General features: G+C 55.4%; 13 protein-coding genes and 2 riboswitches. All 13 genes read left to right on the forward strand.

The window, feature by feature from the left end; translation table 11 throughout:
- Positions 1 to 299: 299 nt before the first annotated feature.
- The 13 genes from pflB (at position 300) to FZ041_RS03640 (ending at position 16,089) form a co-directional block, all read left to right on the forward strand.
- Positions 300 to 2,555 (forward strand): formate C-acetyltransferase, encoded by a 2,256-nt coding sequence (pflB, locus tag FZ041_RS03580; protein ID WP_149188551.1) that lies wholly within the window; start codon positions 300 to 302, stop codon positions 2,553 to 2,555.
- On the forward strand, positions 2,542 to 3,297 hold the full coding sequence (gene pflA, locus FZ041_RS03585; protein ID WP_149188552.1) for a pyruvate formate-lyase-activating protein: 756 nt from the start codon (positions 2,542 to 2,544) through the stop codon (positions 3,295 to 3,297). Before pflB ends, pflA begins: the two co-directional genes overlap by 14 nt.
- A 288-nt stretch (positions 3,298 to 3,585) precedes the next feature.
- The gene (locus FZ041_RS03590; protein WP_075441803.1) at positions 3,586 to 4,881 is read left to right on the forward strand and encodes an MFS transporter; all 1,296 of its coding nucleotides are present in this window, start codon (positions 3,586 to 3,588) and stop codon (positions 4,879 to 4,881) included.
- A 307-nt stretch (positions 4,882 to 5,188) separates the two neighbouring features.
- Positions 5,189 to 5,521: a hypothetical protein gene (locus FZ041_RS03595; protein WP_075441805.1), complete on the forward strand. Its 333-nt coding sequence runs from the start codon at positions 5,189 to 5,191 to the stop codon at positions 5,519 to 5,521.
- Between the two features lie 56 nt (positions 5,522 to 5,577).
- Positions 5,578 to 6,525: an NAD(P)/FAD-dependent oxidoreductase gene (locus FZ041_RS03600; RefSeq protein ID WP_149188553.1), complete on the forward strand. Its 948-nt coding sequence runs from the start codon at positions 5,578 to 5,580 to the stop codon at positions 6,523 to 6,525.
- Positions 6,519 to 6,749, forward strand: a complete 231-nt coding sequence (locus FZ041_RS03605) for a glutaredoxin family protein (RefSeq protein WP_075441809.1) — start codon at positions 6,519 to 6,521, stop codon at positions 6,747 to 6,749. The genes FZ041_RS03600 and FZ041_RS03605 overlap by 7 nt, the downstream gene beginning before the upstream one ends.
- Positions 6,750 to 6,784: 35 nt before the next feature.
- Positions 6,785 to 7,330: a glutathione peroxidase gene (locus tag FZ041_RS03610; RefSeq protein WP_075441811.1), complete on the forward strand. Its 546-nt coding sequence runs from the start codon at positions 6,785 to 6,787 to the stop codon at positions 7,328 to 7,330.
- Positions 7,331 to 7,595: 265 nt separating this feature from the next.
- Entirely contained in the window at positions 7,596 to 8,864 is a 1,269-nt protein-coding gene (locus tag FZ041_RS03615; RefSeq protein WP_149188554.1) for an SLC13 family permease, read from the forward strand.
- 41 nt (positions 8,865 to 8,905) lie between these two features.
- Positions 8,906 to 10,240 carry a PLP-dependent aminotransferase family protein gene (locus tag FZ041_RS03620; RefSeq protein WP_075441815.1) on the forward strand — a complete coding sequence of 445 codons (1,335 nt, stop codon included), beginning with the start codon at positions 8,906 to 8,908 and terminating at the stop codon, positions 10,238 to 10,240.
- An 86-nt stretch (positions 10,241 to 10,326) separates the two neighbouring features.
- Positions 10,327 to 10,506: riboswitch (cobalamin riboswitch) on the forward strand.
- Between the two features lie 142 nt (positions 10,507 to 10,648).
- Positions 10,649 to 11,644 carry a sirohydrochlorin cobaltochelatase gene (locus FZ041_RS03625; RefSeq protein ID WP_149188555.1) on the forward strand — a complete coding sequence of 332 codons (996 nt, stop codon included), beginning with the start codon at positions 10,649 to 10,651 and terminating at the stop codon, positions 11,642 to 11,644.
- Between the two features lie 146 nt (positions 11,645 to 11,790).
- Positions 11,791 to 11,873, forward strand: a riboswitch (ZMP/ZTP riboswitch).
- A 51-nt stretch (positions 11,874 to 11,924) separates the two neighbouring features.
- A complete protein-coding gene (locus FZ041_RS03630) occupies positions 11,925 to 12,500 on the forward strand; it encodes a xanthine phosphoribosyltransferase (RefSeq protein WP_149188556.1) in 576 nt (191 codons plus the stop codon).
- 19 nt (positions 12,501 to 12,519) lie between these two features.
- Complete coding sequence (locus FZ041_RS03635) at positions 12,520 to 13,872, forward strand: nucleobase:cation symporter-2 family protein (RefSeq protein ID WP_143092075.1); 1,353 nt, start codon at positions 12,520 to 12,522, stop codon at positions 13,870 to 13,872.
- 192 nt (positions 13,873 to 14,064) lie between these two features.
- A complete protein-coding gene (locus tag FZ041_RS03640) occupies positions 14,065 to 16,089 on the forward strand; it encodes an OPT family oligopeptide transporter (RefSeq protein ID WP_149188557.1) in 2,025 nt (674 codons plus the stop codon).
- Positions 16,090 to 16,263 lie beyond the last annotated feature (174 nt).

The raw sequence follows: 16,263 nt of genomic DNA on the forward strand, positions 1-16,263 counted from the left end.
CGCGTGTAGGGAAGCCGGCTGCAAGGTCGTCCGTTCCGTGGTTGGCGATCGGAAGCTGGATGACGCGAGCCGGCGCAAAGATAGGCGGGACAGGATCGCGAGCCAACCATATCCCTGTTGCTATCATTATAGCATAAATCCCTGTCGCTGCGGGCAAAAGAGGGAAAAATAACGGGTATGATAGCTTGCGGTTATATCGTCTTAAGCATTTGTTATTTGTATTTATCCTCAATATGAGGTATTATGATTAGGTAATAAAAACACAGCGCGAAAAAGTTTGCGATGAGGAGGCATTATCCATGCTTGAAAATAAACAGTGGGATGGTTTTTCGGGAAGCCTTTGGCGGGAAGAAATCAATGTGCGTGATTTCATCCAGAAGAACTATCAGCCCTATGATGGGGACGAATCGTTCCTGGCAGGCCCGACTGAGGCGACGAATAAACTTTGGGACAGACTGCAGGCGCTGCAGAAGGCCGAGCGCGAGAACGGCGGCGTCCTCGATATGGATGTGGATATCGTATCCAGCCTGACGTCCCATGGGGCAGGCTACATCGATGAAGCCATGAAGGATCTGGAACGGGTTGTCGGTCTGCAGACGGATAAACCGCTGAAGCGTGCCTTCATGCCCTATGGCGGCATCAAGATGGCAGAGCAGGCCTGCCAGAACTATGGCTATGAGCCGAGTGCGAAACTTCATGAGATCTTCACGAAATATCATAAGACCCACAACCAAGCCGTGTTTGATGCCTATACGCCGGAAATCCGCCGCGCCCGTCACAGCCATATCATCACGGGTCTGCCGGATACCTATGGCCGCGGCCGCATCGTGGGCGACTACCGCCGCGTAGCGCTTTATGGTATCGACCAGCTGATTGCCTTCAAGGAAGCCGATAAAGCCAATACCGGTATTGATGGGGTTATGACCGATGAGGTCATCCGCCAGCGCGAGGAGCTCACGGAGCAGATCCGTGCGCTGCAGGGCATGAAGGAAATGGCTGCTATCTATGGCTTTGACATCTCGGCCCCGGCCAAGGATGCCCGCGAGGCCGTACAGTGGCTCTATTTCGGCTATCTGGCTGCCATCAAGACCCAGAACGGCGCCGCCATGAGTGTCGGCCGCATTTCGACCTTCCTCGATATCTATATCGAGCGCGACATCCAGAACGGTAAGCTGACGGAAGCGGAGGCCCAGGAGCTCATCGACCATCTCGTCATGAAGTTCCGCATGGTGAAATTTGCGCGCATCACGTCCTATAATGAGCTGTTCTCGGGGGACCCGGTCTGGGCGACGCTGGAAGTTGCCGGCATCGGCATGGATGGCCGCAGTCTGGTCACGAAGAACGACTACCGCTTCCTGCATACCCTTGAGAATATGGGCCCGGCTCCGGAGCCGAACCTCACGGTGCTCTATTCCTCGGCCCTGCCGGAGAACTTCAAGCGCTATGCGGCCAAGATTTCGGTGACGACGAGCTCCATCCAGTATGAGAACGACGATGTCATGAAGGTGGAGTGGGGCGATGACTACTCCATCTGCTGCTGCGTATCGGCAACCCAGACGGGCAAGGAGATGCAGTTCTTCGGGGCGCGTGCGAACCTGGCCAAGTGCCTGCTCTATGCCATCAATGGCGGTGTGGACGAGAAGTCCGGCGAGCAGATCGGGCCGGAGTACCGCGGTGTCACCGGGGATATCTTGGACTACGAGGATGTCGTGAAGAAATTCGACCGCATGATGGATTGGCTGGCAGGCCTTTACGTCAATACGCTGAACCTCATCCAGTATATGCATGATAAGTATTATTACGAGGCCGCTGAGATGGCCCTTATCGATACGGATGTGCGTCGCACGTTTGCTACGGGCATTGCTGGCTTCTCCCATGTGGTTGACTCCCTGTCGGCCATCAAATACGCCAAGGTCAAGGCCATCCGCAACGACGCGGGCATCGTGACCGATTACGAGACGACGGGGGATTTCCCGCGTTACGGCAACGACGATGAGCGTGCCGACGAGATTGCCAAGTGGCTCTTGAAGTCGTTCCTCGATAAGATCAAGTCCCGTCATACCTATCGCAACTCGGAGCCGACGACGTCGATCCTTACGATTACGTCGAATGTGGTCTATGGCAAATACACGGGGGCAATGCCGGATGGCCGCAAGGCTGGCGTTCCGCTTTCGCCAGGTGCCAACCCGAGCTATGGTGCCGAGCAGAACGGCCTGCTGGCATCGCTGAACTCCGTGGCGAAACTGCCCTATGAGTGGGCCCTTGACGGCATCTCCAACACCCAGAGCATGACGCCGGAGGCCCTTGGCCATAACGACGAGGAGCGTTCCGCGCAGCTCGTGCATGTGCTTGACGGCTACTTCGACCAGGGCGCCCATCATCTGAATGTCAACGTCTTTGGCCGCGAGAAGCTCCTCGATGCCATGGAGCATCCTGAGAAGGAAGAGTATGCAAACTTCACGATCCGCGTCTCGGGCTATGCGGTCAAGTTCATCAACCTGACCCGCGAGCAGCAGCTCGATGTCATTGCGAGAACCTTCCATGCACACATGTAAGGGGTATATCAATGCGGTAGAGAGCTTCGGCTCGGTGGACGGGCCGGGGCTTCGCTACATCTTCTTCCTGCAGGGCTGCCCGCTGCGCTGCAAGTACTGCCATAATCCCGAAACCTGGCAGGGCACAGGCGGCACGGAGATGACGGCCCCAGAGGCACTGGCTAAGGCCCTGCGCTACAAGTCCTATTGGAAAAATGGCGGTGGCATCACCGTGTCGGGGGGCGAGCCGCTGCTGCAGGCAGGCTTTGTCACAGAGTTGTTCACACTGGCCAAGGAGCAGGGCGTTTCGACCTGCATCGATACCTCAGGGGCTGTCTTCTCGCGGGAAGAGCCGGTGTTTTCACGGCTTACCTCACTGCTGGCCGTAACGGATACGGTGCTCCTGGACATCAAGCATATTGACATGTCAAAACATCGGGATTTGACCGGTCAAGGCAATGGACAGATTCTTGCTTTTGCCAGATATTTGGCTGAAATCGGGAAACCGGTCTGGATCCGCCATGTCCTTGTGCCGGGCATCAACGATGATGCGGAAAGCCTTGCCAAATTGTCCAGCTTTGTGGCGGGACTTGGCAATGTCCAGCGCTTTGAGGTGCTGCCTTATCATCGCCTGGCTATCCATAAATACGAAGAGCTGGGAATCGACTACCCGCTTCCCGATGTGCCAGAGCCAACGAAAGAAGCCGTGGCCAAGGCAGAAGCAATCCTGCGCACAAGTGAATATCAAGGCTATAAACGCTGAGTGATAGATACAACAGAGGCTGCTGTACGTAATATTTACGTGCAGCAGCCTCTGTTGTTGTTCTGGAAAAAAGCAAGCATCTGCCTATCCGTACAACATGACAATCCGGCAGGCAGCTGACCGGAAGGCCCGGCTATCGCCGGGGGGTAAGGAATTTCCCCTTGACAGATTTTTTGTATACAGTATAATAAGTCACATGGCGTTTACATATTTACAATATATTTTGCCAATGGTTAACTTATTGTCTTTTTTAAAAAGACAATAGTGCATAGAAAGTGGGGAATCTTTATGAATCTGGAAAACACCATAAGCAGTGCCAAGGCACCTGCCGGTACAAACTATCGCTGGAAAGTTGCCAGCCTGATCTTTCTGGTCAGTTTTGTCGCCTACATGGATCGCGTAAATCTTTCTGTCGCTACGCCGGTCATCATGCAGGAATTCGGTTTCACCAAGATCGATATGGGGCTTATCCAAACCTGTTTCTTCGGCGGGTATGCGCTGATGCAGGTTCCCGGAGGCATTTTGGCAGATCGCTTCGGCCTTCGCAAAACCGGTACATTTGCCATCCTCTGGTGGTCGATCTTTACCGCGCTGACTGCTCTGGCGCATGGAAAATTCAGCTTTGCTGCCGTTCGCCTGGCCTTCGGCCTCGGCGAGGGTCCAGTCTTCCCTTCGCTCGGTGCAGCCTGCTATAAGTGGTTCAACCACGCCGAAAAGGGCAAGGCCAGTTCCTCTATCCTTGGCGGCACCTTTTTCGGTCCGGTCGTCGGCCCACTGCTGACTGTCGCTCTGATGGGGTGGCTCGGCTGGCAGGGCGTCTTTATCATCTTTGGTATCCTCGGCATCGTCGTTGCCTATGCCTGGCACCACTACACCCGGGATACCCCGGAAGATTGCCCTTATGTAAGCGAAGAAGAAATCAACTACATCAACGAAGCGCGCAGCGATCAAACGGAAAAAGCCGTAGCTCCGTGGAAGGAGCTTCTGATGAACCATCGGTTCTGGGCTGTCGGTCTTCAGTTCCTCGTCGTCGATTACATCATGTATGTTTTTCTTTCCTGGCTGCCCATGTTCCTCACCGAAGTATATGGGCTGAGCCTCAAAACCATGGGCTTCTGGACCTCCGTCCCCTGGATTGCCTTGACCTTCATGGTCTTCTTCGCCGGCTGGTTTTCTGACCGCTTGGCTGCGGGCAAGAACAGTGAACGCCAGTACACCATGCGCACGGTCACCGCTATCTTTGGCATCGCAGTCACTTCCGTAGGTCTTTACGCAGCATCCCGCATGGCTTCCGTTGAAGCTGCTATCTTCTGGATGACGCTGGCTCTCGGCTCTCTTGGTTTTTGTATGAGTGCCACTTGGTCATCGGTCATGTCGCTGGGCGGCCGCTTCAGCGGCTCTGTCTCCGGCTGGATCAACCTCTGGGGAAATATCGGCGGCGTCCTCGCCCCGATTGTCACGGCCTTCCTCGTCGAGACATACGGCTGGAACAACGCATTTTCTATCACAGCGCTATTCGGTCTTATCGTAGTCGCCTGCTGGCTGGTCATCAAGCCAGGCAAGCAGCTTATCGCCGATAACTGATGCTATCCGCATGGCCACACAAAAAAGAGGCTGCTGCACGTAATATTCACGTGCAGCAGTTTTTTTGTGTGGCCGGCCTGTCTTTGCGGCTAAGGGAGGTCTTGATCTTGGGGTAATTTGTGAGTGCCATTACCTGCGGTTTGTCGTATGCGCTGCTGCATTGGCTATTCCGGCGGGAAAATAAAGGAGTGTCAAAATTATATTTGACAAAATATAATTTTGCTGTATAATAGGGAGCGTAAAAAAGAAATGAAGGATTTAGAGACGGATGTGTAGAAGAGTCTCTAAGCAAAGGAGAGCTGAAAACATGGACAAGCAGGAAATGATCAATGCCTTTCATATGATGTGGGACAACTTCCCGGAGCCCATCATGCTGATCACCAAAGATCGCCAGATCCACGCGGTGAATAAGAAAGCAGCTTCGCTGGGGCTCAATGATCAGATGAAATGCTCGAGTATCGGCAAGCCGGAGCAGCATAAGGGCTGTCTCTGCAATCAGGCGGCAGATACGAAGCAGGCTGTCTACAAAGCCTACGAAGGGCAGTTTGGCCGGGCTTATGGTTTTTGGATTCCTGTGGCTGGGGCTGAGGAATATATCATCCACTTCGGCGTAGGTTCTACGTTCGAATATCCCATGTGATGAAGGTCGCGTAAGTCTGTTTCCTCATTTTTATCCAGAGAGAAGGAGCTGATGGCATGGAGAAAAAGCGGATCCACAAGGATATCGTCATTGTTGGTGCAGGTATGGCAGGGCTGACGGCAGCCCTGTATGCAGGGCGCATGAATCTGGACGTGCTGGTGCTGGAGAACGGCATTGTCGGCGGACAGATAGCCAACGCCACTGGTATTGAGAACTATCCCGGTTTTGCCAAGGTTTCCGGCAAGGAGCTCATCGGCACCCTTCAGCAGCAGGCAGAAAGCTTTGGTGCAGTCATCGATGAGTTTGACTCCATCGTGAAGGTAAGCCTCAAAGGGCAGCCGAAGCTGGTGGAAACAGAGGCATATATCTACGAGGCAGATGTGGTCATCATCGCTTCGGGCATGAACCGCCGCAAACTGCCGCTGCCGGAGGAAGCAAAGTATGCAGGCAAGGGCGTGCACTACTGCGAACTCTGCGACGGTCATATGTATCAGGACAAAGTCATCGCCGTCATGGGCGGAGGCAATGCGGCCGTAGATGCTGCCAATTTCCTCACCAAGCATGCCAGCAAACTCTATCTGATACACCGTTCGGAGCTGCGGGCGGATGAAGTCTCCCAAAAGCGGTTGAAGGAGAATCCCAAGGTGGAGATCTTCCTGCAGACGGAGATCAAGAGCCTGCAGGGAGAGGGACGCCTGGAGCGCATCGAGGTGCTGGACAAGGCCTCGGGGGAGACGCGCAGCCTGCCCGTGGATGGCATCTTTGTCAATATCGGCGTGGTGCCCAATACGGAGCTTTTCCAGGAAGAGCTGCCGCTTTCGGCCAGTGGCCGTATCGAAGCCGGTGAGGACTGCCGGACAGCCATTCCAGGGGTATTTGCCGCCGGGGATGTGCGGGAAAAAGAAATCCGCCAGCTGACTACCGCTGCCGCTGACGGCACGGCAGCCGCTTTGCTGGCTGAAAAATATCTAGTGAAATTGAAGGAGGGTAATGCAGTATGGTAAAAGTATATTCGATCAATGATTGTCCTTGGTGTGATAAGGTGAAGAAGTATCTAAAGAGCAAGAATGTGGAGTTCGAGGAGCACAATATCGAGGAAAACGATGCAGACCGCGATGCCTGCTATGCGTTGACTGGGGACACCATGGTTCCCATCACGACGGCCAATGATAAGGATTATGTGCTGAGCTTCGACAAGGCTAAGCTGGATGCCATGCTGGGCCTTTGATAGATCGCGTGTCAGATGTAAGTGAGGAGAACGATATGGGTATTTATGATTTTGTGGTAAAGACCAACAAAGGTGTGGAAAAATCCCTGGCGGATTACAAGGGGAAGGTACTGGTCATCGTCAATACGGCTTCCAAGTGCGGCTTCACGCCGCAGTTCAAGGAGCTGCAGGATCTCTATATGAAGTATAAGGGGCAGGGCTTGGAGATCCTGGGCTTCCCCTGCAACCAGTTTGCCGGCCAGGAGCCGGGCAGCAACAACGAAGTGCAGGAATTCTGCCGCTTGAACTATGGCGTGACCTTCCAGATCTTCGAGAAGGGCGATGTGCGTGGCGACACGGCGCAGCCGCTGTTCAAGTATCTGATCGAACAGCAGGGCTTCAAGGGCTTTGACGAGTCGCATCCCATCGCAGCAAAGCTGACGGAGGCGCTCCAGCAGAATTTCCCTGAGTACCTGGAAGGGGATTCCATCAAATGGAATTTCACCAAATTCCTGGTCGACAGGGAAGGCAAGGTGGTGGCTCGCTTCGAGCCGACCTATGATCCGGCCAAGATGGCGGGAGAGATCGAGAAGCTGTTGTAAGCTGCTCCTCATGTTGTAAGGAAATCGGTATAGACAGGAAAGGGCTGTCGTCCTCACCTCCTTGGTGAAGACGACGGCCTTTTTGCTATGCGGAGAATCGCTGGATTTTGCTGAAACGATTCCATAAACGCGGCCTTTCGATAACTAAAAAATAAAAGGGAAGCTGCCCGCTGATATAGAATGAGGTAAGTACGATAATATATATGCTATGGGTACTGACTCCAAGACGACATAGCGACAAGTGAATAGGCGAGGAGTGAAATGTATGGATTCTGCTGTAATTACCTTATGTGTGCTTTGCGTAGCGGGGTTCTTCTTTGCTACGGAACTTATTCCCCTGGCGGTCACGGCCATGGGATCGGCTATCGTGCTGGGCTTGTTTGGGGTGCTTACGCCTGTCCAGGTGTATTCGGGGCTTTCCAATTCAACGGTGGTTTTGTTTGCGGGCATGTTCGTCATTGGCGCAGCCATGTTCCAGACGGGGCTGGCGCAGAAGATCGGCGTCACGGTCGTGAAGAAGGCGGGTACCGATGAGAAGAAGCTGATGCTGGCCTTGATGGTCATCACGATTGTCCTTTCGGGTGTTTCGTCGAATACGGCGACGGTGGCCTGCCTGATGCCGGTGGTCGTGCAGATCTGCATTGCCGCACACATTCCCGTATCGTCGCAGCTCATGGGCATGGCGATCGCGGCCAATGTCGGCGGTACGCTCACGCTTATCGGTACGCCGCCGAACATCCTCATGAGTGCGACGCTGGAGACCTCCGGTTACAGCCCGTTTGGTTTCTTCGAGTTCGGTCTTATCGGTGTGCCGCTGTCCCTGGCAGGTGTCATCTACATGATGACGGTCGGGCGGCGCCTGTGCCCGCATAATTACGCGGACAACAACCTGTTTGACCAGGAGTCGGCGGAGCCGGAGAATCCGCGCAAGATGTTCATCTGTGCCGCGATCCTGGTCTGTGTGGTCGTGGCGATGGTCTTGGAGAAGGATATCGGTGTGCCGATGCAGACGTCTGCCATCATCGGCGCCCTGGCCTGTGTGCTTACAGGCTGCGTGACAGAAAAGCAGGCCTATCAGGGGATTGACTGGGTCACGATTTTTCTGTTCGCCGGCATGCTGCCGCTGGCCAGTGCGATGGATAAGAGCGGGGCGGGCAAGATGATCGCCGATTTCGTGATCGGCCTCATCGGCACGGAGCCTTCGCCGATGGTCATTGTCGTGGCCATGTTCATCCTGTCCTGCGGGCTGACGCAGTTCATGAGCAATACGGCATCGGCCGCGCTGCTGGCGCCTATCGGGATTTCCATCGCCGAGTCCATGGGGGCCTCGCCGTATCCCGTGCTTATGACCATCGGCATCGCCGCCTCTTGTGCGTTCACGACGCCGGTGGCGACGCCGCCGAATACGCTGGTGCTGGGGCCTGGCAAGTTCAGGTTCATCGATTATGTCAAGGTCGGTATCCCCATGGTGCTGGTGGCTTTGCTCGTGTGCATCTTTGTCATCCCGATTTTCTGGCCCTTCTTCCCAGGATGAGTATGCGGGTGCACTAGCCTTGTAAGCGAGGAGGAATATACATGGAACGCGAAAAGATAATCCGGGGCATTGAGGCGTTTGACCCCGAGCTCTTCGATTTTATCCAGATGGAACTGAAGACGCAGCGCTATACGCTGTCCCTGCTGCCGAACGAGAACTATGCCTCGCCCTTCTGCTCATATCTGAAGGGCAGCCTGCTCAGCAATACCTATATGGACTATCACGATGTGGTGACGTGCAGCCGGCTGGAGTCCCTGGCCATCGAGCGCGCGAAGCGGTTGTTTGGCAGCGAGGCGGCCATCGTGCGCATCAACAATCTGGTCGCAGCGTCGCAGATCGTCTTCCACAATTTCGTCAACACTGGCGATACCATCATGTCCTTCAACCTGCGCAAGCGGGAATACTGCTATACCGAGGATATGAAGTACAATTTCGTGAAATACAGCATCGAGCCGGAGACGCAGCATCTGGATTACCGCCATATCGAGGCGCTGGCGCAGGAGTGCCGGCCCAAGATGATCATATTCTCGCCGACGAATTATCCGAAGGATGTCAACTACCGCAAGCTGGCGCAGATCGCGCATGGCGTGGGGGCCGTGCTATGGGTGGACATGAGTGCGGTCGTGGGACTGGTAGCCGCGAAATTGATGCATTCGCCGGTACCCCATGCCGACGTGGTGACGTTCTACACCCATGATACGCTGCGCGGACCCCAGAGCGCGGTGATCCTTACGAACAGCGAGAATGTGGACAGCCTCAACCAGATTGCCATCAATACGGGGCATGTATATCTGCAGGAGAATGTCCTGGCGGCACTCTGCATCGCATTCCGCGAGGCGGAGACGCCGGAGTTTGGCAAGTATTGCCAGCAGTGCCTGAAGAATGCCAATGCGCTGATGGAATCCCTCAAGGACAATGGCCTCAATATCGTCTATCATGGGACGAACAGCCAATACGTAGCCCCCGAGGTGCATTGTGAAGACCGCGGCCCCTTCCTGTCGCAGGTCAAGCAGGCGGGCTTCATCGTTAAATGCGACAATATCATGACCTTCGATGATGATAAGACGATCCCTGCGCTGCGGTTGTCGAGCCTGATCCCGACGACCCGCGGCATAAAGGAAGAGGAGATGGTCGAGGTCGGGCGGCTGCTGTCCAAGGCCATCGTGCCGGATCTCGACTCCAAGCAGATCGCCAAGATCCGCCAGTCCCTGGCGGAAATCGTATTCACCAAGCCGCTTTTTTCCGAGGAATGGCTGCCGCGCAAGAACATCATCAACCCGCTGTACAGCTCCCAGAACATCAATTATTCGCGGGAACTCTATGCGGCCAACAAGAAGAGTTTCCTCAAGCATCTGTTTGGCTTCGATGAGGATTGAGGCGGATGGGTGTTTTGTGTGTCCGCCGTTGACAGCGCTTCTCTGATGCACTATAATGAAAGCCGTGATATAAATCACGCATATAATTTCATAGTCAGGGAACAGGTGCTGTCTATGACAGCCGAAGAGAAAAGCCGGTCAAAACCGGCGCGGTCCCGCCGCTGTGAGGGGAGCGAACCTGCAAGATGGCCACTGGATGTATGTCTGGGAAGGCGCAGGGGAGCGATGAACCGAGCCAGAAGAACTGCCTGTCCGAAAGTCACCGTTTTGACTTGTCATTTGACCGGTCAAGCCACCTGCGAGCGATGGGAAGGGGACTGCTGACTATCCAACCACAGGATAGCAGGGGTCTTTTGGTGCGCCAAAAGGCCCTTTTCTATTTATCCAAGAAATAGGGGGATTCACATCATGAAAAACTGGAAAAAAGCATTGGCTGTATCTCTTGCCTGCACGGCTGCCTGGGGCTTTGCTGCTCCGCAGACTGAGGCTGCTTATCAGCTGAACCCGGAGGTCAAGAAACCGACGATGGCACTCAAGACGGCTTCGGAGATCGGTGTGCTCAAGAACGAGAACCCGGAGCTCAAGAACCTTGCGGATAAGGACGCCATCGTGGTCATGACCTTCGGCACGACGTTCAAAGATACGCGCGCTAAGACCATCGATGCAACGGTCAATGCCATCAAGGCTGCTCATCCGAATGTGAAGGTTGTCACGGCTTATACGTCCCATATCATCATCAAGCGCGTCCAGGAGAAGGAAGGCATCAAGTTCCCGACGCCGGAAGAGGCACTCGAGCAGCTCAAGGCTGATGGTTACAGCCGCGTAGCACTCGTTTCCCTCGATGTCATCCCGGGCATGGAGTACAACTACGACATGGGCGTTTATCAGAACTACAAGAACCAGTTCAAGAAGATGACGCTCGGTACGTCGCTGATGTACTGGCAGGGCCAGGAAGAGCAGGCCGATGATGTCACGGAAACCATCAAGGCGCTGTCCTCCCAGTTCCCGAAACAGGGCAAAGACGATGCTATCCTGATCATGGCTCATGGTACGCCGAACATTTCGAATGCGTATTACTCGGTCATCCAGGCAAAAATCGATGAGATGGGCTATAAGAACGTCTATGTCTATACGGTTGAAGGCTGGCCGTCCCTCGAGACTGTTATGCCGAAGCTCAAGAAGAACGGCATCAAACACGTTACGCTGATGCCGCTGATGATGGTTGCTGGTGACCATGCCAACAACGATATGGCTGGCGATGAGGAAGATTCGCATAAGTCCATGCTGGTCAAAGAGGGCTTCAAGGTGGATGCCTACATCCATGGCATTGGCGAGAACAAGAACATCCGTGACCTTTATGTTGCCCGTGCAAACGATGCATGGAATGCACTGGAGGCAAAATAAGACCATCTTTATGGTAAGCGAGGCGCGTGGGCATAGCTCACGCGTCTTTTTTAGGTGCATTCTTCGCAAAGAAATCCGTAAATCGCGGACATTTTTCTTGACGCAGCGGGGATAAATACTTATAATTAGCGTATAATCTGATAGCAACGAAACTGCATGGCTGACGGTTCAGTGGAATTGACCACGGGCCGTGCAGTTCGGGAAAATGCCGACCGTCTGGGCACCTTTTTAGGGGGCTCGGACTGTCGGCATTTTTAGTTAGCATGGAGGGACGATTATTTTGGAACTGCTGGAGAGAAAGATTCAGGAGGAAGGCATTGCCCTGCCGGGCAACGTGCTCAAGGTGGATTCGTTTTTGAACCATCAGATCGATCCGGAGCTGTCGCTGGCGATGGGCAGGGAGTTTGCGCGTTTGTTCCGCGATGCGGGCATCGACCGTGTGCTGACGGTGGAGGCATCGGGCATTGCCATCGGTGTCATGGCGGCTATGGAGCTCGGCGTACCGCTGGTCTTTGCGCGCAAGAAGAAATCGGTGCTGATGCATGAGCCGGTCTATGCGCATGAGGTTTACTCGTTCACGAAGAAAGAGACGTCAGAGATCATCGTGCTGCAGAAGTATCTGCCGGCTGGTGAGAATGTGCTGGTCATCGATGATTTCCTGGCCAATGGCGAGGCGGCACTGGGACTGGCGAGCATCGTTGAGGAGGCAGGCTCGAAGGTGGCTGGCATCGGCATTGCCATCGAGAAGGCCTTCCAGCGCGGCCATCAGCGCATCATCGACAAAGGGTATCACCTTGAGGCTCTGGCAAGCATTGCTTCGCTGGACGATGGCAAGATTACGTTTGTAGAGAAATAAATTTGTGGGGGAATTCATTGTGACGAACGCGATTCATCCGGTTGACCAGAAACTGCCGTTTTTGCGCACGCTTATCTACGGGGCTCAGCATGTGCTGGCCATGTATGCTGGTGCGGTAGCTGTGCCCTTGGTACTTGCCGGGGCCATCGGGCTTTCGACGGAGCAGCTCATTTATCTCATCAATGCCGATCTCTTCACCTGCGGGATCGCTACGTTGGTGCAGGCATTGAGCATCCGCGGTGTCATCGGTGCGAAGCTGCCGATCGTGCAGGGCTGCACGTTTACGGCGGTCACGCCGATGATCATCATCGCGAACACCCATGGCGGCGGAGCAGCTGGCCTGCAGGTCGTCTATGGCTCGGCTATCTTTGCCGGCATTGCCTGCTTCATCATCAGCAATTTCTTCAGCAAGATGCTGCGGTTCTTCCCACCGGTGGTCACGGGCTCGGTCATCACGATCATCGGCCTGTCGCTGCTGCCGGTAGCGGTCAACTGGATCACGGGGCCGAATCCTGCGGCTGCTGATTACTGTGACCCGTCAAACATCGCTCTGTCGCTGGCGGTGCTGGCAATCATCCTCTTCATCTACCGCACCTGCAAGGGATTCCTGGGGCATATTTCAGTGCTGCTGGGCCTGGTGATCGGCACGGGGATTGCAGCTGCTTTCGGCATGGTGGATTTCCATGCCGTCAGCGAAGCGGCGGTGCTCGGTGTCACGACGCCCTTTGCCTTTGGCCTGCCGGTATTTGAGCCGGTATCGTGCCTCATCATGACGCTGGTCATGCTCGTGACGATGGCCGAGACTACGGGCGATGTCATGGCCATCAGCTCGATCGTCAAAAAGCCGATGACGGAGGAGATGCTCACCAAGGCCCTGCGGGCCGATGGTTTCTCGACGGCTCTGGGCGGTGTGTTCAATACCTTCCCGTATACGGCTTTTGCCCAGAACATCGGTCTTATCAGCATGACGGGAATCCGCAGCCGCTATATCGTGGCGACCAGCGGCGTGCTGCTGATGATCCTCGGGCTCTTCCCGAAGCTGGCGGCTGTCGTCGCCTGCATCCCGACGATGGTGCTCGGCGGTGCTGGCCTGGCGATGTTCGGCATGGTAGCGGCAAGCGGCATGCAGGCGCTCTCGCAGGCGGATCTGCAGAAGAAGGGCAACTCGATGGTGGTGGCTATCAGCGTAGCTGTGGCGCTTATCCCGCTGGGGGTGCCGTCCTTCTACAGCCATTTCCCGCAGTGGGTGCAGCTCATCGGCAACAGCGGCATCACGATCGGCAGCATCATGGCCATTGTGCTCAACGTACTGCTCTGCGAGCGCAAGCCGAAGCAGAGTGAGTCGGAGCACGAGGCAGCTTTCGATCTTTAAGGGAATCTCCCGCTGACGGCAACTGGCAGTCCCAGACAGAAGGGGCTGCCAGTTTTTTGTCATGCGTTTGTTACATGTATACATATATACCTCTTTTATGACGCTTTTAATTGTGCTATAATGTTCTTTGTGATTGTACATTACAGGTGTACAGTTGCGAAAAACATTTACCCTATAAGGAGCATTCATACGATGAAACAAAATGACAATGAGTTTATGCAGCACGATCTACGGCTTCCTGAACTTACGGTCCGCGGTATGCTGCTCGGTGCTATCCTGACGGTTATCTTCACAGCATCGAACGTCTACCTGGGCCTCAAGGTCGGCCTGACCTTTTCCTCGGCTATCCCCGCCGCGGTGATTTCGATGGCGGTCCTCAAGATGGCGAAGGATTCCAATATCCTTGAGAACAACATGGTGCAGACACAGGCTTCCGCCGCAGGAACCTTGTCGGCCATCATTTTCATCATCCCCGGCATGCTGATGATCGGCTATTGGCAGGGCTTTGAATTCTGGCAGACGCTGCTGGTATCGGCCTGCGGCGGCTGCTTGGGCGTGCTGTTCACGATCCCGCTGCGCCGCGCGATGGTCGTCCATAGCGACCTGGCCTATCCGGAAGGCGTGGCTGCGGCTGAGATCTTGAAGGTCGGCAGCAATGCTGCGGCAGCTTCTAAGCAGGGCAGCGGCCTTAAGGAAATCATGTCGGGCGGTATCGTGGCTGGTGTTGTCGCGCTGCTTTCCAATGGCTTCCAGGTCCTCTCGGGGGGACTGTCCCTCTGGTTCCATGTGGGCCGCGGCATGACGCAGTTCCCCATCGGCTATTCGACGGCGCTGGTCGGTGCCGGCTATCTCATCGGCATTGCCTCGGGACTGGCGATGCTCGTCGGTATCCTGATCGCCTGGGCGGGCTTCGTGCCGTTCTACACGATCACGAGTGCACTGCCTGATGGCATGACGATGCAGAAATTTGCCGGTGCGGTCTATCAGGAGCGCGTCCGTCTGATCGGCGCTGGTGCCATGGGCGTGGCCGCTATCTGGACCCTTATCACGCTGGCCGAGCCGGTCATCGAGGGCGTCAAGGAGTCCATCGCCTCGGTCCGCATGTCCGATGGCGAGAAGGACAAACACCGCATGGACATCGATATGTCCATCAAGAGCATTGGCCTGGTATTCGCGTTGACGGTTGCCGGCCTGCTGGCGATCTTCTATGCCTTTGTCAGCCCTGAGGGCCTGCCGCTGATGCAGAACCTCACCTTTGTCCTCGTCGGCGTCGGCGTGGCTGTGTTCATGGGCTTCTTTGTCGCCGCAGCCTGTGCCTATATGGCCGGTCTCGTCGGCACCTCCTCGAGCCCGATTTCGGGTATCGGCATCCTGGGTATCATCGTGGCATCGCTTGTGATGTATGCGCTTTGCACTTCGTTTGGCATCTTCAGCCTGCCGGGGGGCGAGAAGTTCGCCACGGCTACGGCAATCTTCACCACGTCCATCATCATGGCGATTGCCTGCATATCGAACGATAATATGCAGGATTTGAAGACCGGCTATCTGGTCGGGGCAACGCCTTGGCGTCAGCAGGTGGCTCTGCTGCTCGGCTGCGTGGTCGGCGCACTGGTCATCGCTCCGGTACTCAATCTTCTCTATGAAGCCTATGGCTTCCCAGGTGCCCTGCCGCGTCCGGATATGGACCCGTCCCAGGCACTGGCTGCCCCGCAGGCCGCACTCATGACGACGATTGCCCAGGGCATCTTCTCGAGCCAGCTTGCTTGGGAGTACATCTACCTTGGCATGGGCCTGGGCGTCCTGCTTGTCATCGCCGATCAGATACTCAAACGCAATACGCGCAATCTCTGCCTGCCGCCACTGGCTGTCGGCATGGGCATCTATCTGCCGCCCTCGGTACAGACGCCGCTGGTCATCGGTGCCATCATGGGCTACTTCCTCAATAAGAAGCTCAAGGAGCGCAAGGGCGAGGAAGGCCGGAAAAATGGCATGCGCCGTGGTACGCTGTTCGCTTCGGGCCTTATCGTCGGCGAGTCGCTGGTCGGTGTCGCGCTGGCTGGTGTCATCGTCGTCTCGGTCACGAGCGGCGGCAGCGACAGCCCGCTGGCACTGGTCGGCAAGGATTTTGCCGATACGGCCGAAATGCTGGGCCTTGCTGTCTTCCTCGTGACGCTGGCCATCTTCGGCAAGACGGTGCTGGGCAATAAGAACAACTAAAAAGACGTTCAAAAAAAGCTGCCGTGCAGGGCTTCCTGCGCGGCAGCTTTTTTGCTATGCGGGGCTCCGGAAGATAGCAGGCAGAAGCCGGCAGGATCTTTCCAGGAAAACTGGTTGCTATTTTCATAGGAGGGAAGTACAATGGCAATAGAATATATGAGGAAAGGCAGGCGA

This window comes from Pseudoselenomonas caprae (genome assembly GCF_008271345.1).
Classification (GTDB): Bacteria; Bacillota; Negativicutes; order Selenomonadales; family Selenomonadaceae; genus Selenomonas_A; species Selenomonas_A caprae.